This is a genomic window from Streptomyces sp. NPDC028298, assembly GCF_055565895.1.
The window spans coordinates 243017-259961 of sequence record NZ_JBVHTL010000011.1 but is presented as its reverse complement, the minus strand read 5'-3'; the positions used below and the strand labels follow the sequence as shown (position 1 = coordinate 259961).

Below are 16945 nucleotides of genomic sequence, written 5' to 3'. Positions count from 1 at the left end.
TGGGCCCGCTCGCGCCGGGCCCGTCCGTCGGATCCGTCAGATCCCCTGCCAGGCCGGCTTGGCGGCGAACGTCTGCCGGAAGTAGTCCCCGAGCTTCAGCTTGGAGGCGGCGGCGTCGTCGACGACCACCGTCGCGTGCGGGTGCAGTTGCAGCGCCGACGCCGGGCAGACGGCCGCGACCGGCCCCTCGACCGTCGCGGCCACGGCGTCCGCCTTGCCCTCGCCGGTCGCGAGCAGCACCAGGTGCCGTGCCTCCAGGATCGTGCCGATGCCCTGGGTGATCACGTGGTGCGGCACCTGCGCGATGTCGCCGTCGAAGAACCGGGCGTTGTCCACCCGGGTCTGCTCGGTCAGCGTCTTGATGCGGGTCCGCGAGGCGAGCGAGGAGCACGGCTCGTTGAACCCGATGTGCCCGTCCGTGCCGATGCCCAGCAACTGCAGGTCGACGCCGCCGGCGGCCGCCAGCGCCCTGTCGTAGGCCTCGCACGCCGCCTGGACGTCCGCCGCCGTGCCGTCGGGGCCCATGAAGGCGTCCATGCCGATGCCCAGCGGCTCCAGCACCTCGCGCCGCAGCACGGAGCGGTAGGACTCGGGGTGCTCGGCCGGCAGCCCCACGTATTCGTCGAGCTGGGCGATGCGCGCGCCCGAGGCGTCCACGGCACCGGAACCCACGCGGGCCGCCAGCGCCGTGTAGATGGGCAGCGGCGTCGAGCCGGTGGCCACGCCGAGAAGCGCGTCGGGCTTGCGCCGGAGCAGTTCCGCCATGGCTTCGGCGATCAGCTCGCCGCCCGCCTTGGCGTCCGGGACGATGACAACTTCCACGCTGGGCCTGCCGATCTGGAGAGGGGACTCAGGAACGCATCCGAATCCGAAGGGGGACACATGTGGTATAGACCAATCTAGCAGAGCGTCACCCTTGCGTCGCCCCGGCGAGCGGCCCGTATCAAGGACCGAAGCGGGATAGCCTGAGAAGAGTTCCTGGTGTTGGATGAGCGGACGGTGGACGACAACCGTAGGTCCAGGGGATGGGGACGTGGTTCGGACACGACCGCCTACGCATGGACGCGAAACCATGGTCTAGTCCACAATGCTCTGAGAAACTGAACAAGCCTCCGTCTTCCCCGCACAGGAAGACGGACCGAGGAACCGGCGCTCTCTGCCCTGACTGCACCGGCTCCTCTCTTCGGCCGACCGGGACCGCACACCCCACGGCCGATGTTGCTCCGGGCTGCGGTGCCGGGAGGGTTGAGGGTCCCTCTCAGGCGCCGCGGCCCGCGGGTGTCTCCGGGGCCCTGCGGCGCCCCCTGGAGCCCCGGACGCGCGGCCGATTTCGGGACCTGTCGGATCCTCCGGGTACGCTCGCACACGTGCCCTCCATGAACGACCTCGTACGCCAGCACACAGCCCTCGACGACTCCGATCTCGAGTGGCTGCATCTGCTGGTCTCGGAGTGGCAGCTGCTCTCCGACCTCTCCTTCGCCGACCTCGTCCTGTGGGTCCCCACGCGCGACGGCACCCGCTACGTCTCGGTCGCCCAGATGCGCCCCAACACCGGGCCCACCTCGTACCAGGACGACATGGTCGGCCATCTGGTCCCGCGCGGCCGCCGCCCCCTGCTGGACGCGGCGCTCGACGAGGGCCGGATCGTGCGCGAGGGCGACCCCGAGTGGCGCGAGGAGGTGCCCGTCCGGGTCGAGTCCATTCCGGTACGCCGTGAGGGCCGCGTCCTCGGTGTCATCGCGCGCAACACCAACCTGCTCACGGTGCGTACCCCGAGCCGCCTCGAACTGACGTATCTGCAGAGCGCCTCCGACCTCGCGCAGATGATCGCGGCGGGGAGCTTCCCGTTCCCCGACCAGCAGGTCGACATGGACGCCTCGCCCCGGGTCGGCGACGGACTGATCCGCCTCGACGCGGACGGCATCGTCCAGTACGCCTCTCCGAACGCGCTCTCGGCCTACCACCGCATCGGTCTGGCCTCCGACCTCGTGGGACACAACCTCGGCACCACGACCGCCGAACTCGCCCCCTCCCGGGGCCCGGTGGACGAGGCGCTGTCGAAGGTCGCCAGCGGCTGGGCGCCGCGCGAGTTCGAGATCGAGAGTGCCGACGGGGTGATCCAGCTCCGGGCGATCCCGCTCAAGCCCAAGGGCACCCGCGTCGGTTCCCTGGTCCTGCTCCGCGACGTCACCGAACTGCGCCGCCGCGAGCGGGAATTGATCACCAAGGACGCCACCATCCGGGAGATCCACCACCGGGTGAAGAACAACCTCCAGACGGTGGCGGCCCTGCTGCGGCTCCAGGCCCGGCGCATCGAGTCGGACCGGGGCCGGGAAGCCCTGGAGGAGGCCGTGCGCCGGGTCGGCTCGATCGCGATCGTGCACGAGACGCTCTCCCAGAACCTGGACGAGCGGGTGGAGTTCGACGAGATCGCCGACCGGGTGCTCGCCATGGTCGCCGAGATCTCGCCCGGCAAGGTCACGGGCCGGCGCACCGGACGCTTCGGCATCCTGGACGCCGAGGTCGCGACCCCGCTGTCCATGGTGCTCACCGAGGTCCTGCAGAACGCTCTGGAGCACGGCTTCCGCGAGGGCGACCGGGGCACCGTCGAGGTCTCCGCGGTGCGCGGCGGCACCTCCAAGGAGGCCCGGCTGCTGGTCACCGTGCAGGACGACGGGGTCGGACTGCCCGAGGGCTTCGACCCGCACCGCTCGGGCAACCTCGGTCTCCAGATCGTGCGGACGCTGGTGGAGGGCGAGTTGGGCGGCAGCTTCGACATGGTGCCCGCTCCCGAGCGCGGCACCCAGGTCCTCCTGGACATCCCGGTCGTCGTGCCCAAGTGACGTTCCGCCCCCGGAGCGCGTGCGCATCGCACGCCGTCCGGGGTCCGCGGGCATCACGCGAGAGGCCCGCGGGTGGCGGGAGTCCGGCCCCACCGGCACTCGTCACTCAGCGTGACACGTTCCGGACGCGAACAGCAATGAGCCCCGGACCACCAGGTGGTCCGGGGCTGAAAGCTCGTTGCATCAAGCGCATCGGGGTACTGCGCGCTGCGGCTCGGGGGCGGGAGTTGCGTACTCGCTGTACGCGCCGCCAAGCTCAGGCTCGTGCGGGGTGGAACGTCAGGCGGTGGCCTGACGAGCTCGGTTGCGGGCGGCACGGCGCTTCATTGCGCGGCGCTCGTCCTCGCTGAGGCCACCCCAGACGCCGGAGTCCTGGCCGGACTCGAGCGCCCACTGCAGGCACTGCTCCATGACGGGGCAGCGGCGGCAGACGGCCTTGGCTTCCTCGATCTGCAGCAGCGCAGGACCGGTGTTGCCGATGGGGAAGAAGAGCTCGGGGTCTTCCTCGCGGCAAACGGCGTTGTGACGCCAGTCCATGGCTGCTACCTCTCCTTGGTATTACATGCACGTTGCTTGTGAATGTGAACGCTTTCACGAATCCCTCAACAAGTGAAGGGCCGACAACCAGACGGACTGGTGTGGTCCTAAGATTTGAGGAGGGGTTCCGGTGCTCTGTGGGGCCGATGTTGCGGGCCGTCCCGAGCGCCACGTAGAGACTCGCAAACCTCAGCGGCGGATACAACCCCTTCCGGAAAGTTTTTTTTGATTCCTCGGTATGCGCTGAGTCACAGCCGTACTTCCATGGGGTGGACCGTGGTCTAAACGTTCGAGTGAAAGGAGTTTGGCCCCTTCCACTCACACAATCACACGCAGTGCACGGCGTACGCCTGTGAACGTCACGCTCGTACGCAGCCCCAGATGGTCACCGTCCATCTGAAGGGGGAGCGGGACCTTCGAATGCAAGGTGAAGTCCGCCAGGTCATGCAGAGTGACGGCGTGCTTGCCGTGGGGTCCACGCTCGGGGGACGAAGTGAGCAACTGGGTGGCATACCGGGCGACCGCGGGCGTCGACATGCGGCTGAGCGCGAGTACGTCGAGTCCGGTATCGAACGAGGCCTTAGGTGCCGCGTACACCGGACGATTGCCGAGAAACGTCCACGGCGAGGTGTTGCAGATGATCGACAGGACCAGATCGGTGACCGGGTCCGCGCCGGGGCGCTCCAGCGTGATCACTCCGCGCCTGCGGTGCGGATCGTCCAGAAACTGCCGCAGGACTTGGCGCAGATACAGCGCGTGAGTGGAGCGCCGGCCGAGCTCGCGCTGCTGTTCGACCCGGCCCACCACCCCGGCGTCGAAGCCGAGGCCGGCGCAGAAGGTGAACCAGCGGGAGGGGACGGACTCGTCCTCGGTGCCGGGCGTGCCCGCGGCCAGCCCGAGGCCGACCGTGCGCTCACGCTCCTCGCGCAGCGCGTCCAGCAGGGCGCCGGTCGCCTCCACGGCGTCGTTCGGCAGGCCCAGGGCACGGGCGAAGACGTTGGTGGAGCCGCCGGGGACCACGGCGAGGCCGGGCAGACGCTCGGGGTCGGGGCCACGGTGCAGAAGACCGTTCACGACCTCGTTGACCGTGCCGTCCCCGCCGAGGGCCACGACCAGGTCTATGTCGTCGCTGTCCGCGGCCTGCCGACCGAGGTCCCGGGCGTGCCCGCGGTACTCGGTCATGACCACTTCGAGCTTCATCTCACTGGCCAACGCGTGGATCAAGACGTCACGCGTACGCGCACTGGTGGTGGTTGCCGCCGGATTGACCACAAGAAGTGCACGCATGCGATGCAGCGTACCTACTGGGTGGTACTCGTCCCAGACCGAGGTAGGGATCCAGTAAGAGTCCGCAGGTGGCGGCGGGGTGCGGAATCGGCCCGGCACGACCCCCGTGACCGTGCGGTTCCCGGCCCCGGGGCACCCGGGTCTCCGGCGCCGGCGGCTACTCTTCGGGGGTGAGCCGTGAGCAGAATCCCACCCCCGACGCCCCCCACTCCGACGCCCGTCCCGGACGGCTGACCGCCGCCGCGGCGCTGTCCGCGCTGGAGGGGGCCGCCCTCGTGGCGGGCGGCGTCTGCGTCCTCGTCCTCGGCCTCACCGGCGACCCCGACAACCGGACGCAGGCCGTCACCGGAGGAGTCACGCTGGTCGCGCTCGCGCTGCTGCCCCTGCTGGCCGCCCGCGGACTGCTGCTGCGCCGCTCCTGGAGCCGGGGCCCGGCCCTCGTCACCCAGATCATGGCGCTGCCCGTCGCCTACACCCTGCTCCAGGCCGACAGCGTCGCGATCCCCGCCGGCATCGCCCTCGCGGCGGTCGCGGTGACCGCGCTGGTCCTGCTGGCGAACCCGGAAACGACGCGGGCCCTCGGAATCCGAGGGCCCGGCGGCGACGTGAACGAAGAGAAGTAGCGGAACGCGCTTCCCGGCACGCGGCGGGGAAGCGACGCGGCTCACTCCTCGACGAGGAGCTTCTCCCGGAGCTGGGCCAGCGTGCGGGCCAGCAGCCGCGAGACGTGCATCTGCGAGATGCCGACCTCCTGCGCGATCTGCGACTGCGTCATGTTGCCGAAGAAGCGCAGGAGCAGGATCCGCTTCTCCCGCGGGGGCAGGTCCTCCAGGAGCGGCTTGAGCGACTCGCGGTACTCGACGCCCTCCAGCGCCTCGTCCTCGGCGCCCAGGGTGTCCGCGACCGCCGGGGACTCGTCGTCCGTGTCGGGGACGTCCAGGGACAGCGTGGAGTACGCGTTGGCGGACTCCAGGCCCTCCAGGACCTCCTCCTCCGAGATGGCCAGCTTCTCGGCCAGCTCGTGGACCGTCGGGGAGCGGCCGTGGAGCTGCGAGAGCTCCGCGGTGGCCGTGGTCAGCGCGAGGCGCAGCTCCTGGAGACGGCGCGGCACACGCACCGCCCAGCCCTTGTCGCGGAAGTGCCGCTTGATCTCGCCGACCACCGTCGGGGTCGCGTACGTCGAGAACTCGACACCGCGCTCCGGGTCGAACCGGTCGACCGACTTGATCAGCCCGATCGTGGCGACCTGGGTCAGGTCGTCCAGCGGCTCCCCGCGGTTGCGGAAGCGGCGGGCCAGATGCTCGACGAGCGGCAGGTGCATCCGCACGAGCTGGTTGCGCAGCTCCGCGTACTCGGCGCTGCCGTCCTGCAGCTTGCGCAGCTCGACGAACATCGCCCGCGCCCCGCTGCGGTCCTGCGGGTCGTGCTGGATGTGCCGCTCGCTCGGCCCGTGCAGGATCCGCTGGGCCTCCTGCGCCTCCTGCACGTCCTGCGCGCCCTGCTCGGGCTCCCGCTCGTGCTGCGCGCCCTGCACGTTCTGCTCCGCGTTTCGCTCGTGCTCGCTCATAGTCCCGCCCGTCACCATTTCCCGAGCTCGAGGCTCTTCCCCCGTGTCCTCGGCCGCGCTCGGACCGGGGGGACCTCCCCGGACGGGGAAGGCTCCCGGCACCGCTGCCGCCGAGGAGACGCCGATCTCCGGATGCGGCCGGGCCTGTTCCGGGATGCCGTCGACGCCGTCCGCCGTGTGCCGCGGCCCGCCCGGACCGTCGGCGCGCTCCGCGGGAGGCTCCCGTGTGCCGCGCTCTTCGTCCCGCACCGGCCCGTCCCCGTTCCTCACGCCGGCCCGGGTCCCGCGCCGCGTTGTTTGTAGAGGCTGATCGAAACGGTCTTGTCCTCGGCGACGCTGGAATCGACCTTGCCCGCGAGTGCCGACAGGACGGTCCACGCGAAGGTGTCACGTGACGGAGCGTGACCGTCGGTGGTCGGCGCCGAGACCGTGACCTCCAGTGAGTCGTCGATCAGCCGGAAGACACAGCTGAGCACCGAACCGGGGACGGCCTGCTGCAGCAGGATCGCGCAGGCCTCGTCCACCGCGATGCGCAGATCCTCGATCTCGTCGAGGGTGAAGTCCAACCGGGCCGCCAGCCCGGCCGTGGCCGTGCGCAGTACCGACAGGTAGGCACCCGCGGCCGGCAGCCGGACTTCCACGAAGTCCTTCGTCGCGGGCTCGCCTGCGATCTGGGACACCCTCACCTCCATGGTGGTACAAGCTCATTCGAGCTCTTTCGGGGGCCGAGGGTCGCCCCCCGGGGTAACGCGCTACGTCGTTCAGCGGTGACGCTACCGCGCTCCCGACTTTCCTGTCCTGGGGACCCCGCCCCTTGCTGTCACTCATAGTAAGCCCATGAGTACGGACAGTGGCTAGAGGTCTGCGGCCCCAAATAGGAAGAGCGCGCGCCGGGTTGACGTACCCAGACGTCAGACGCTCGAACCGTCCGGATCGTGAGTCACGCGCGTACGTGATCCACGGCTCACGCGTACGTGATCCACGGCTCAGACGAGTACGTGGTCCACGAAACACCAACGCCAGTTCTCCCCCTGCTCGAACGTGCGCATGATCGGATGTCCGGTGTCCTTGTGGTGCTCCGAGGCGTGCCGCAGCGGCGAGGAGTCACAACAGGCGAGATGCCCGCACTCCAGACACAGCCGGAGCTGCACCGGGTGGGTACCGGCGGCCACGCACTCCAGGCAGGTCTCGCTCCCGGGGGCGGGTTCGGGCTGCGGCAGCGCGTCGGTGTGCGTGCACTGTTTCATGATTGCCAGGTTACGTCGGGCGTGCGGGATGCCGCGCGGAATTGTCGGGCGCGCGGGAGACCGCGCGGAAAAAGAGGGCGGGCGGAAGACGATGGACGTGTTGCCACTGCTGTTGCTGGTCGCGGGGAGCGCGGCGGTCGCCGGGGCCGCCCGCCGCACCCCGGTCCCGGCACCCCTGCTGATCGTCGCCGTGGCGCTGCTGGTCTCGTACGTCCCCGGGGTGCCCGCGTACGAACTCGACCCCGACGTCGTGCTCCCGCTGGTGCTGCCGCCGCTGCTGTACACGGCGGCCACCGACAGCTCCTATCTCGACCTCAGGGCCCAGTTGAGGCCCGTCGCGCTGCTGTCGGTGGGCTACGTCCTGTTCGCGACCCTCGTGGTCGGCTGGGCCGCCTATCTGCTCGTACCGGGCCTGCCGCTGACCGCGGCCCTCGTCCTCGGCGCCGTGGTCGCCCCGCCGGACGCGGTGGCCGCGACCGCCGTCGCGCGCCGGGTGGGGCTGCCGTCACGGATCACCACGATCCTCCAGGGCGAGTCCCTGGTGAACGACGCGACCGCGATCACCGCCTACCGGGTGGCGCTCGCCGCGGCGGTCGGCGAGGGCGCGACCTGGGCGGGCGGCATCGGCGAGTTCCTGCTCGCGGCGGTCGGCGGGGTCGTCGTCGGACTCGTGCTGATGATCCCCATCCACTGGCTGCGCACCCACATGAACGAGGCGCTCCTGCAGAACACCCTCTCCCTGCTGATCCCCTTCGTCGCCTACGGCGTCGCCGAGCAGTTCCACGCCTCCGGAGTGCTCGCCGTGGTCGTCGTCGCGCTCTACCTCGGACACCGCTCCTGGGAGGTGGACTTCGCGACCCGGCTCCAGGAGGAGGCGGTGTGGAAGATGGTCGCGTTCGTCCTGGAGTCCGCGGTGTTCGCGCTGATCGGACTCCAGCTCCCGGTCGTCCTCAAGGGCCTCGGCGCCTACGAGGGGACCACCGCGGCCTGGTACGCCCTCGCCCTCTTCCTCGTCGTCGTCGCGACCCGCTTCGTGTGGGTGTACCCCGCCACCTTCCTGCCCCGCCTGCTGTCGGCGCGCATCCGCGAACGCGAGGCCAACCCCACCTGGAAGGCGCCGTTCATCATCGGCTGGGCCGGCATGCGCGGCGTCGTCTCGCTCGCCATCGCCTTCTCCGTCCCGCTCACCGTGGACGGCGGCGACCCCTTCCCCGAGCGCAACCTGATCCTCTTCCTGACCTTCACCACCGTCATCGGCACCCTCGTCGTGCAGGGACTCACCCTGCCCCCGCTCATCCGGCTGCTGAAACTGCCGGGACGCGACACACAGGCCGAGACGCTCGCCGAGGCCAACGCCCAGGCCCAGGCCTCCCGCGCCGCCGAGGAGCGCCTCGACGAACTCCTCGCCGACGAGCGCAACGCGCTGCCGCCGCCGCTCGCCGAGCGCCTGCGCTCGGTCATGGAGCGGCGCCGCAACGCCGTCTGGGAGCGGCTCGGCGCGGTCAACCCGGTCACCGGCGAGACCGCGGACGACACCTACCGCCGTCTCTCCCGCGAGATGATCGGCGCCGAGCGCGACGTCTTCGTCAAGCTGCGCGACCTGCGCTACATCGACGACGAGATGCTGCGCACGCTGCTGCGCCGGCTGGACCTGGAGGAGGCGGCGGCCTACCGGGAGGCGGCCTGAGGTCCGGTCCCCGGGGCGGGGAACGGCGCTCCGGTGATCACCGCCGCCACCGTCGTACCGCGCGGGAACGCCCCTTCTCCGGTGAGGACGACAAGTCCGTAGAGCATCTTGGCGACATAGAGACGTTCGACGGGCAGACCGTGCCGCTGCTCGAAGTCCTCGGCGAAGGCGTCGAGTTCGGGTGGGGTGCGGGCGTAGCCGCCGAAGTGGAAGCGGTCGTCGAGGGACCAGGCCCCGCGCCGGCCGCCGAACGCGTCCCGCTGGAGCGCCTCGGTGTCGGCGTCGAGGAAGCCGCCGCGCAGGACGGGGACGCCCAGGGCGCGCCGGCCGGGGCCGAGACCGGCGGCCATCCCCGCCAGGGTGCCGCCGGTGCCGCAGGCGAGGGCGGCCACGTCGAGGCCGTCCTCGTCCCGCAGCTCCTCGCCGAGGGTCAGGCAGCCGCGTACGGCGAGGGCGTTGCTGCCGCCCTCGGGCACCACGTACGCGTCCTCGGTGCCCGTCGCGCGCAGGATCCCGGCCAGCGTCCCGGGTTCCGTCTTGTGCCGGTACGTCGATCTGTCGACGAAGTGGAGGCGCATGCCGTCGGCGGCGCAGCGCGCCAGTGAGGGGTTGAGGGGGCGGTCGGCCAGTTCCTGGCCGCGGACCACGCCCACGGTGGGCTGCCCGAGGAGCCGGCCCGCGGCGGCCGTGGCGCGCAGATGGTTCGAGTACGCCCCGCCGAAGGTGACCAGCGTGCGGCCCGCCGCCGCTTCGAGGTTCGGCGTCAGCTTGCGCCACTTGTTGCCGATCAGCTCCGGGTGGATCAGATCGTCCCGCTTCAGCACCAGCCGGACCCCCCGGCGGCCGAACCGGGAGTCCGCGACCTCCACGACGGGCGACGGAAGCCGCGGCGGCGGTCCGCCGGGACCGGCGGGGACGTCGGGACCGGACGGTCCGCCGGGACCGGACGAGGCGTCGAGGCCGGACGGGCCGTCGGGGCTGATCATCCGTCCATTGTCGGACACCTGTCCGGGAACGGCCGGACGCGGGGGCCGACGGACGGTCGGCCTGACGGGGCCCGTGGCGGACCCCGGGGTGTCAGGTCACTTCAGCAGCTCGCGGACGCGGGCCCGCAGGGAGTTCATCGTGAAGCCCCGGGGGTCCACCTTCCCCGGCTGCCATTCCAGGTGGCCGATGACCGAGCGTTCCGTCCAGCCGTGGAACCGGCAGATCGCGGCGGAGACCTTGGCGATGGCGTCGAGCTGCACCTCGGGCCAGGGGTCCTCGCCGTCGCCGAGGTTCTCGCACTCGAAGCCGTAGAAGTGGCGGTTGCCGTCGGTGTTCGCCTCGTTGTCGTGCGGCAGCGCCTTCTCGGCGATCACCGCGCGCAGCACGTCGTCGTCGCCGAGCCCCGCGTGGTTGGCGCGGCCGTAACCGACCAGGTGTACGACGCCGTTCTTGGTGATGACCCCGTGGCACAGCGGTCCCGGCAGGTCCTCGCGGCCGTCGCGGCACAGCCCGACCGTGGGCGCGCCGCCTCTGGTCACCGTGTGGTGGATCATCACCCCGTGCACCGGGCCCCACGGGCCCTTGTGGTTGCGGTTGTGATGCTCCCAGTCGCCGACCTCGACGACGTGGACGCCTTCGTCCCTGATCCGGTCCAGGAACCTGCCCGCGGACATGGGCGATGCCATGGCCGACTCCTTCGCGCTGTACGCCGGCCGCCCTGCCGCGGCCGTCTGGTACCGCAGCTTCTATATCCGGCCCGGTGGCCGGAACCAGCCGTTCGCACAGCGTGCGAGCCGATCCGGTCAACCCCGGCGCGGAGCGGAATCACCCTCCCTGCCCACCTCCGGAGTGATCCATTCCCCCTCATTCGTGTAATGGCATCAGCACACTCCGTGATGAAAGGCTTGGCCGCGAAGATCAGTGCACGACCGGGAGGGCAATTTTCATGTCGGTAGGCGAAGAGGTCCGCGCGGAGCAGAACCGTCCGCAGCAGAGTCTCGGCACTTCAGCCGCGCGGAACCTGGCCACCACCACCAAGTCCGCGCCACAGATGCAGGAGATCAGCTCGCGGTGGCTGCTGCGCATGCTTCCGTGGGTGAACGTGCAGGGTGGCACGTACCGCGTGAACCGGCGGCTCAGCTACTCGGTGGGCGACGGCCGCGTGACGTTCGTCAAGACCGGGGACCGCGTCCAGGTCATCCCCGCGGAGCTCGGAGAACTGTCCGTGCTGCGGTCGTACGAGGATCACGACGTACTGGGCGAGCTCGCCCAGCGGTGCCAGCAGCGGGAGTTCGCCCCGGGTGAGGTGCTGGCCTCGTTCGGCAGCCGGGCCGAGGAGGTGTTCCTCCTGGCGCACGGAAAGGTCGAGAAGATCGGCACCGGTCCCTACGGGGGCGACGCGGTGCTCGGTGTCCTCGCCGACGGCGCCTACTTCGGCGAGCAGGCGCTCATCGACCCGGAGGCCATCTGGGAGTACACGGCCCGGGCGGTGACGGCGGTGACCGTGCTCGTGCTGCCCCGCAACGACCTCGAACAGGTGGCGGAGCGCTCCGAGTCCCTGAGCGAACACCTCCGGGAGCTGCGCGCGATTCCGTCGCAGCGCACCAACAAGTACGGCGAGAAGGAGATCGACCTCGCGGCCGGCCACACCGGTGAGCAGGACATCCCGGGCACCTTCGTGGACTACGAGGCGTCCCCGCGCGAGTACGAACTGAGCATCGCCCAGACCGTCCTGCGGCTGCACACCCGTGTGGCCGACCTCTACAACCAGCCGATGAACCAGACCGAGCAGCAGTTGCGGCTCACCGTGGAGGCGTTGAAGGAGCGCCAAGAGCACGAGCTCATCAACAACCGCGAGTTCGGCCTGCTCAACAACTGCGAGTACGACCAGCGGCTCCAGCCGCACGACGGCGTGCCGAGCCCGGACGACATGGACGAACTGCTCAGCCGCCGCCGCGGCACCAAGCTGTTCCTCGCCCACCCGCGCGCGATCTCCGCGTTCGGCCGCGAACTGAACAAGCGCGGACTCGTCCCCGAGAGCATCGAGATGGCCGGCAACCGCATCCCGACCTGGCGCGGGGTGCCGATCTTCCCGTGCAACAAGATCCCGGTCAGCGACGCCCGTACGACCTCGATCATCGCCATGCGTACCGGCGAGGCCGAACAGGGCGTGGTCGGACTCCAGCAGGCGGGCATCCCGGACGAGATCGAGCCGAGCCTGTCGGTGCGGTTCATGGGCATCAACGAACAGGCGGTCATCTCCTACCTGGTGACGGCGTACTACTCGGCGGCGGTGCTCGTGCCGGACGCGCTCGGCATCCTGGAGAACGTCGAGATCGGCCGATGGCGGTGACGACCCGGACGCGGCAGGGACCGGCCGGGGTTCCCGGCGGACGCCGTCCGCCGGGGCCCGCGGACCGACGCCTTCCCGGCGCGAGGCCCGCGGAAGGACCGGGCTCGCCGGGCCCGGCCGACGCCTCGGAGGCCGCGGCCGTCCTGGAGCGGGCGCGGGCCTGCGTCGATCCCGAACTGCGCCGGGCGCTCGACTCGCTGCCGGGCTCGATGCGCCGGGTCGCGCTCTACCACTTCGGGTGGGAGCAGGCGGACGGCACACCCGGAGCGGGCAACGCCGGCAAGGCCATCCGGCCCGCGCTCGTGCTGAGCGCGGTCCAGGCACTCGGCGGACCGCACACGGCGGCCGTTCGGGCGGCCGCCGCGGTGGAGCTGATCCACAACTTCACCCTGCTCCACGACGACGTGATGGACCGGGACACCACCCGCAGACACCGTCCCACCGCGTGGACCGTGTTCGGCGACGCCGACGCGATCCTCGCCGGTGACGCCCTGCAGGCCCTGGCCCTGCGGCTGCTCGCCGAGGACCCGCACCCCGCGTCCTCGGCGGCCGCCGCCCGGCTCGCGGACTGCGTCGTCGAACTGTGCGCCGGACAGCACACGGACACGGCCATGGAGAAGCTCGGCCCGGACGAGGTCACCCTCGACGAGTGCCTCGCCATGGCCGAGGCGAAGACGGGCGCGCTGCTCGGCAGCGCCTGCGCGATCGGAGGGCTGTACGCGGGGGCGGACCCCGAGGACGTCGAGGCGCTCGACGCGTTCGGCCGGCAGGCGGGGCTCGCCTTCCAGCTCATCGACGACGTGATCGGGATCTGGGGAGACCCGGCCCGCACCGGCAAACCGGCCGGGGCGGACCTCGCCGTCCGCAAGAAGTCGCTGCCCGTGGTCGCCGCGCTCACCTCGGGCACCCCGGCGGCCGCCGAACTCGCCGCGCTGTACGCGGCGCCCTACCGGGAGGGAGAGCTGGAGCGCACGGCGCTGGCCGTCGAGCGGGCGGGCGGGCGCGACTGGGCGCAGGTCCAGGCGGCCGACCGGATGTCGCGGGCGATGTACGAACTGGCCCGCGCGGTCCCCGACCCCGAGGCGGCGGGCGGCCTTCTCGCCCTCGCGGAGTTCGTCACGCGCCGCAGCAACTGACCGGCCAGGCAGGCCGGCCGAGGGCCCCGGAACCCCGGGCTCCGCGCGGAACCTGACATCCGCGCGGTGCCCGGCTCCGGAGGACGGGCCCCGCACGGCCCCACGGCGTGCGGGCCCCGTGCCCCGAGCCGCATCCCCGCGGCCGGGCCCCGCCCACCCCGGGGGCGGTGTGCCGGAGCGCGGGCGTACTAGGCTCAACCGCCGTACGGTCGAGGCGGGTTGGGGCGAAGGGCGGGGCTGGTCATGGGTGTGGCGATCCGGGTGGCGGGCGAGGCGGACCGGGAACTGGTCGTCCGGCTGCTGGACGAGGCCTTCCAGGACGATCCGGTGAGCAACTGGGTCTTCCCCGACCCGGCACAGCGCCGCGCGAAGCACCCCCTGCTGATGGCGGCGTTCACCGACGTCGTGCTCGCCGAGGGGCGCGTCGATCTGGCCGAGGACGGTTCGGCGTGCGCCCTGTGGCTGTCCGTCCCCGCGGGCGTGAGCCACGACGGCGAGGGCGACAGCGGCGACGGGGCGGACGACGACGGCCCCGCGCAGCTCCGCGCGGCCGTCGACCCCGACAACGAGCGCGTCGAGCTGATCGGCCGGCTGACGGCCGGCATCCACCCCGAGGGGCGGGCCCACGCGTACCTGTGGATGATCGGGGTGACGCCGGAGCGCCAGGGCGAGGGCCTCGGCGGCGCGCTGATGGAGTCGGTCCTCGACCGCTGCGACCGCGAGGGGCTGGCCGCCTACCTGGAGGCGAGCAACGCCCGCAGCCGCGCCCTGTACGAACGGCTCGGCTTCGCGCTCGCGGGCCGCCCCCTCGACCTGCCCGACGGCCCGCGGATGTGGCCGATGTGGCGCGAGCCCCGCCCGACGGGACACGCTCAGGCCGGGGAACGTACGACAGGAAGCGCGGGGGCCGCCGTCCTACCCTGAAGACATGGGCACGGATGAGCATGTATGTCCGGAATGTGGGCAACCGGTCGCCACGATCGTGCACCGGTACAAGACCCTGGGCGCCTGGGTGCCCAAATGGGGTCCCGGACCCTGCCACAACCCGGACTGCGCCGCCTGCGCCGACGAGCCGGGACCCGGCCGGGGCCAGGCACCGGAGCAGGCGCACGATCTGCCGGAGGAGGCCGCGGCGGAGCAGCCCTGACCGGGCCCCGCACAGCCGGCCACGACGTCGTGCGAAGTCGCCCGGAGGACGTGTAGAGAAACGCGGGCCGGCTCCGACGTCCCCTGTGAGAGCCGCCCACCACGGGCGGTCCGAGCCGAGGAACCGAAGGAGCGCACTCATGAAGTACCTGGTGATGGTGCAGGGCACACACGCCGACTACGAGGCCATGCGGGGCAAGGCGTCCGAAGGGTCCCCGGCCTGGACCGAACAGGAACTGCAGGCCATGTACGCCTACATGGGCTCGATCAGTGACGACCTCTCCGAATCCGGCGAGCTCGTCGACGCCCAGGGCCTGACCGACCCCGCGCTGGCCCGGCAGGTGGCCCTGGGCCCGGACGGCAAGGCCGTGATCACCGACGGCCCGTACAGCGAGACCAAGGAGCTGATGGCCGGCTACTGGGTGGTCGACTGCGCCAGCCTGGAGCGGGTCACCGAGATCGCCGAGCGGGTCACCCAGTGCCCGGGCCCCGAGGGCGAGACCGGCCGCCCCGTCGTCATCCGCCCCATCCAGGACGGGGCCGGGGACATCTGAGCGGGATGAGGGACACGACCGGGGTCGAGGACCTGCTGCGCCGCCACGCGCCGCAGGTCCTCGGCGCGCTCGTCCGCCGCTACGGCCACTTCGACGCGGCCGAGGACGCCACGCAGGAGGCGCTGCTCGCGGCCGCCCGGCAGTGGCCCGGAAAGGGGGTGCCGGACAACCCGCGCGGCTGGCTGATCAAGGTCGCCTCGCGGCGGCTCGTCGACGCCCTGCGCGCGGAGGAGGCACGGCGGCTGCGGGAGGAGAAGGCCGCGGCGCTGACACCGCGGGACGCCTTCACGGCGCCGCCGCCGGGCGCGGACCGCGCCCCCTCGCAGGACGACACCCTCTCCCTCCTCTTCCTGTGCTGCCACCCCGCCCTGTCCCCGGCCGCGCAGATCGCCCTCACCCTGCGCGCGGTCGGCGGCCTGACCACCGCCGAGATCGCGCGGGCGTACCTGGTGCCCGAGGCGACCATGGCGCAGCGGATCAGCCGGGCCAAGCAGCGCATCCGTGGCGTCGGTCTCGCCCGCCCCGACCACTGGGAGGAACGCCTCCCCGCCGTCCTGCACACGCTCTACCTGATCTTCAACGAGGGCTACACCGCGACCTCGGGCACCGCCCTCCAGCGTGCCGAACTCGCCCACGAGGCCGTCCGGTTGACCCGTACCGTCCGGCATCTGCTGCCCGAGGACGGCGAAGTGGCCGGACTGCTCGCGCTGATGCTGCTCACCGACGCCCGGCGCGCCGCGCGGACCGGCCCGCACGGGGAGCTCGTACCCCTCGACGAACAGGACCGCGCCCGCTGGGACAGGGCGGCGATCGAGGAGGGCGTGGCGCTGGTGACCGAGGCGCTGGCGCTGGGTCCGGCCGGCCCCTACGCGCTCCGGGCCGCGATCGCCGCGGTCCACGACGAGGCGCCCACCCCGGAGGCGACGGACTGGACCGAGATCCTCGGCCTGTACGACCTCCTCGTCCGCCGGGTCCCCGGCCCCGTCGAGCACCTCAACCGCGCGGTCGCCGTGGCCATGGTGCACGGGCCGCGCGCCGCCCTCGCCGAACTCGACCGGCTGGAGGGCGAGCCGGCCGCCGGACACCGGCTGGACGCGGTCCGCGGCCATCTGCTGGAGCGGGCGGGAGAACCCGACGCGGCGCGTGACGCCTACGCGGCGGCCGCGGCCAAGACCCTCAGCCTGCCCGAGCGCCGCTATTTGGAAGTGCGCGCGGCGCGGCTGCGGTCGTAGCGTGGTCCGCATGTCCGAACCCCTGCTGCATCTGACCGAGCGTTCCCTGTGGGACGCGGCCCGCGCGTCGGGCACCTTCGAGATCTCCACCCGCGGCCGGACCCTCCAGGAGGAGGGCTTCGTCCACTGCTCGCTGCGCCGCCAACTCCCCGCCGTGGCCGCCATGGTGTACGGCTCCTACACCGGACCCGACGACCTCGTGGTCCTCGTGATCGACGCCGAACGGCTCACGGTGCCGGTGCGCTTCGAGGCGATGGCCCCCGGTGGGGAGGAATTCCCGCACGTCTACGGGCCCATCGCGGTGGACGCGGTCGTGGACGTGGAGGTCTGGGACCCGAGCGGGGCGACCCGGACCTGACCTGATCCCGG

18 protein-coding genes are annotated in these 16945 nt (G+C 71.8%); 10 read left to right on the top strand and 8 right to left on the bottom strand.

Features of this window, described 5'->3' with window-relative positions:
* Nucleotides 1-36 precede the first annotated feature (36 nt).
* Nucleotides 37-822 carry a glucosamine-6-phosphate deaminase gene (gene nagB / locus ACZ4TO_RS37525; RefSeq protein ID WP_385043216.1) on the bottom strand — a complete coding sequence of 262 codons (786 nt, stop codon included), beginning with the start codon at nucleotides 820-822 and terminating at the stop codon, nucleotides 37-39.
* 554 nt (nucleotides 823-1376) lie between these two features.
* Here nagB and ACZ4TO_RS37520 point away from each other — a divergent pair.
* Entirely contained in the window at nucleotides 1377-2843 is a 1467-nt protein-coding gene (locus tag ACZ4TO_RS37520; protein ID WP_382788044.1) for a PAS domain-containing sensor histidine kinase, read from the top strand.
* Between the two features lie 279 nt (nucleotides 2844-3122).
* Here ACZ4TO_RS37520 and ACZ4TO_RS37515 read toward each other — a convergent pair whose 3' ends face one another.
* Complete coding sequence (locus tag ACZ4TO_RS37515; protein ID WP_006380970.1) at nucleotides 3123-3380, bottom strand: WhiB family transcriptional regulator; 258 nt, start codon at nucleotides 3378-3380, stop codon at nucleotides 3123-3125.
* A gap of 318 nt (nucleotides 3381-3698) precedes the next feature.
* Complete coding sequence (locus ACZ4TO_RS37510) at nucleotides 3699-4667, bottom strand: diacylglycerol/lipid kinase family protein (protein WP_382787555.1); 969 nt, start codon at nucleotides 4665-4667, stop codon at nucleotides 3699-3701.
* A 170-nt stretch (nucleotides 4668-4837) separates the two neighbouring features.
* On the opposite strand from ACZ4TO_RS37510, the gene ACZ4TO_RS37505 reads away from it, so the two are divergent.
* Nucleotides 4838-5290 (top strand): hypothetical protein, encoded by a 453-nt coding sequence (locus tag ACZ4TO_RS37505; protein WP_382787553.1) that lies wholly within the window; start codon nucleotides 4838-4840, stop codon nucleotides 5288-5290.
* A 41-nt stretch (nucleotides 5291-5331) separates the two neighbouring features.
* Here ACZ4TO_RS37505 and ACZ4TO_RS37500 read toward each other — a convergent pair whose 3' ends face one another.
* The 3 genes from ACZ4TO_RS37500 to ACZ4TO_RS37490 all read right to left on the bottom strand — a co-directional run bounded on the left by ACZ4TO_RS37500 (nucleotide 5332) and on the right by ACZ4TO_RS37490 (nucleotide 7481).
* The gene (locus tag ACZ4TO_RS37500; RefSeq protein ID WP_382787551.1) at nucleotides 5332-6504 is read right to left on the bottom strand and encodes an RNA polymerase sigma factor SigF; all 1173 of its coding nucleotides are present in this window, start codon (nucleotides 6502-6504) and stop codon (nucleotides 5332-5334) included.
* Nucleotides 6501-6914 carry an ATP-binding protein gene (locus tag ACZ4TO_RS37495; RefSeq protein WP_028802066.1) on the bottom strand — a complete coding sequence of 138 codons (414 nt, stop codon included), beginning with the start codon at nucleotides 6912-6914 and terminating at the stop codon, nucleotides 6501-6503. The genes ACZ4TO_RS37500 and ACZ4TO_RS37495 overlap by 4 nt, the downstream gene beginning before the upstream one ends.
* Before the next feature lie 306 nt (nucleotides 6915-7220).
* A complete protein-coding gene (locus ACZ4TO_RS37490) occupies nucleotides 7221-7481 on the bottom strand; it encodes a UBP-type zinc finger domain-containing protein (RefSeq protein WP_382787548.1) in 261 nt (86 codons plus the stop codon).
* A 91-nt stretch (nucleotides 7482-7572) separates the two neighbouring features.
* On the opposite strand from ACZ4TO_RS37490, the gene ACZ4TO_RS37485 reads away from it, so the two are divergent.
* The gene (locus ACZ4TO_RS37485; protein ID WP_382787546.1) at nucleotides 7573-9168 is read left to right on the top strand and encodes a Na+/H+ antiporter; all 1596 of its coding nucleotides are present in this window, start codon (nucleotides 7573-7575) and stop codon (nucleotides 9166-9168) included.
* On the opposite strand, the gene ACZ4TO_RS37480 is transcribed toward ACZ4TO_RS37485, so the two are convergent.
* Both ACZ4TO_RS37480 and ACZ4TO_RS37475 read right to left on the bottom strand, forming a co-directional pair.
* On the bottom strand, nucleotides 9150-10154 hold the full coding sequence (locus ACZ4TO_RS37480) for a 1-aminocyclopropane-1-carboxylate deaminase/D-cysteine desulfhydrase (RefSeq protein ID WP_468026531.1): 1005 nt from the start codon (nucleotides 10152-10154) through the stop codon (nucleotides 9150-9152). The two genes, ACZ4TO_RS37485 and ACZ4TO_RS37480, sit on opposite strands and share 19 nt — an antisense overlap.
* 96 nt (nucleotides 10155-10250) lie before the next feature.
* Entirely contained in the window at nucleotides 10251-10841 is a 591-nt protein-coding gene (locus ACZ4TO_RS37475; protein ID WP_468026530.1) for an N-acetylmuramoyl-L-alanine amidase, read from the bottom strand.
* A gap of 260 nt (nucleotides 10842-11101) precedes the next feature.
* On the opposite strand from ACZ4TO_RS37475, the gene ACZ4TO_RS37470 reads away from it, so the two are divergent.
* The 7 genes from ACZ4TO_RS37470 (at nucleotide 11102) to ACZ4TO_RS37440 (ending at nucleotide 16934) form a co-directional block, all read left to right on the top strand.
* Nucleotides 11102-12508, top strand: coding sequence for a family 2B encapsulin nanocompartment shell protein (locus ACZ4TO_RS37470; RefSeq protein ID WP_382787541.1), 1407 nt, complete (start codon nucleotides 11102-11104; stop codon nucleotides 12506-12508).
* Nucleotides 12499-13644 carry a family 2 encapsulin nanocompartment cargo protein polyprenyl transferase gene (locus tag ACZ4TO_RS37465; RefSeq protein ID WP_468026529.1) on the top strand — a complete coding sequence of 382 codons (1146 nt, stop codon included), beginning with the start codon at nucleotides 12499-12501 and terminating at the stop codon, nucleotides 13642-13644. The genes ACZ4TO_RS37470 and ACZ4TO_RS37465 overlap by 10 nt, the downstream gene beginning before the upstream one ends.
* Before the next feature lie 243 nt (nucleotides 13645-13887).
* Entirely contained in the window at nucleotides 13888-14568 is a 681-nt protein-coding gene (locus ACZ4TO_RS37460; protein ID WP_468026528.1) for a GNAT family N-acetyltransferase, read from the top strand.
* A 4-nt stretch (nucleotides 14569-14572) separates the two neighbouring features.
* Entirely contained in the window at nucleotides 14573-14791 is a 219-nt protein-coding gene (locus tag ACZ4TO_RS37455; RefSeq protein ID WP_385043205.1) for a hypothetical protein, read from the top strand.
* A 139-nt stretch (nucleotides 14792-14930) separates the two neighbouring features.
* Complete coding sequence (locus tag ACZ4TO_RS37450) at nucleotides 14931-15344, top strand: YciI family protein (protein WP_382787533.1); 414 nt, start codon at nucleotides 14931-14933, stop codon at nucleotides 15342-15344.
* A 5-nt stretch (nucleotides 15345-15349) separates the two neighbouring features.
* Complete coding sequence (locus ACZ4TO_RS37445; RefSeq protein ID WP_382787531.1) at nucleotides 15350-16576, top strand: RNA polymerase sigma factor; 1227 nt, start codon at nucleotides 15350-15352, stop codon at nucleotides 16574-16576.
* 10 nt (nucleotides 16577-16586) lie between these two features.
* Complete coding sequence (locus ACZ4TO_RS37440) at nucleotides 16587-16934, top strand: DUF952 domain-containing protein (RefSeq protein WP_382787529.1); 348 nt, start codon at nucleotides 16587-16589, stop codon at nucleotides 16932-16934.
* Nucleotides 16935-16945: the final 11 nt, after the last annotated feature.

What these genes read in the sequence shown, in the direction of transcription:
- ACZ4TO_RS37520 (WP_382788044.1), top strand. Translation starts at nt 1,377, where the DNA reads ATGAACGACCTCGTACGCCAGCACACAGCCCTCGACGACTCCGATCTC.
- ACZ4TO_RS37515 (WP_006380970.1), bottom strand. Translation starts at nt 3,380, where the DNA reads ATGGACTGGCGTCACAACGCCGTTTGCCGCGAGGAAGACCCCGAGCTC.
- ACZ4TO_RS37510 (WP_382787555.1), bottom strand. Translation starts at nt 4,667, where the DNA reads ATGCGTGCACTTCTTGTGGTCAATCCGGCGGCAACCACCACCAGTGCG.
- ACZ4TO_RS37490 (WP_382787548.1), bottom strand. Translation starts at nt 7,481, where the DNA reads ATGAAACAGTGCACGCACACCGACGCGCTGCCGCAGCCCGAACCCGCC.
- ACZ4TO_RS37485 (WP_382787546.1), top strand. Translation starts at nt 7,573, where the DNA reads ATGGACGTGTTGCCACTGCTGTTGCTGGTCGCGGGGAGCGCGGCGGTC.
- ACZ4TO_RS37480 (WP_468026531.1), bottom strand. Translation starts at nt 10,154, where the DNA reads ATGATCAGCCCCGACGGCCCGTCCGGCCTCGACGCCTCGTCCGGTCCC.
- ACZ4TO_RS37475 (WP_468026530.1), bottom strand. Translation starts at nt 10,841, where the DNA reads ATGGCATCGCCCATGTCCGCGGGCAGGTTCCTGGACCGGATCAGGGAC.
- ACZ4TO_RS37470 (WP_382787541.1), top strand. Translation starts at nt 11,102, where the DNA reads ATGTCGGTAGGCGAAGAGGTCCGCGCGGAGCAGAACCGTCCGCAGCAG.
- ACZ4TO_RS37465 (WP_468026529.1), top strand. Translation starts at nt 12,499, where the DNA reads ATGGCGGTGACGACCCGGACGCGGCAGGGACCGGCCGGGGTTCCCGGC.
- ACZ4TO_RS37460 (WP_468026528.1), top strand. Translation starts at nt 13,888, where the DNA reads ATGGGTGTGGCGATCCGGGTGGCGGGCGAGGCGGACCGGGAACTGGTC.
- ACZ4TO_RS37455 (WP_385043205.1), top strand. Translation starts at nt 14,573, where the DNA reads ATGGGCACGGATGAGCATGTATGTCCGGAATGTGGGCAACCGGTCGCC.
- ACZ4TO_RS37450 (WP_382787533.1), top strand. Translation starts at nt 14,931, where the DNA reads ATGAAGTACCTGGTGATGGTGCAGGGCACACACGCCGACTACGAGGCC.
- ACZ4TO_RS37445 (WP_382787531.1), top strand. Translation starts at nt 15,350, where the DNA reads ATGAGGGACACGACCGGGGTCGAGGACCTGCTGCGCCGCCACGCGCCG.
- ACZ4TO_RS37440 (WP_382787529.1), top strand. Translation starts at nt 16,587, where the DNA reads ATGTCCGAACCCCTGCTGCATCTGACCGAGCGTTCCCTGTGGGACGCG.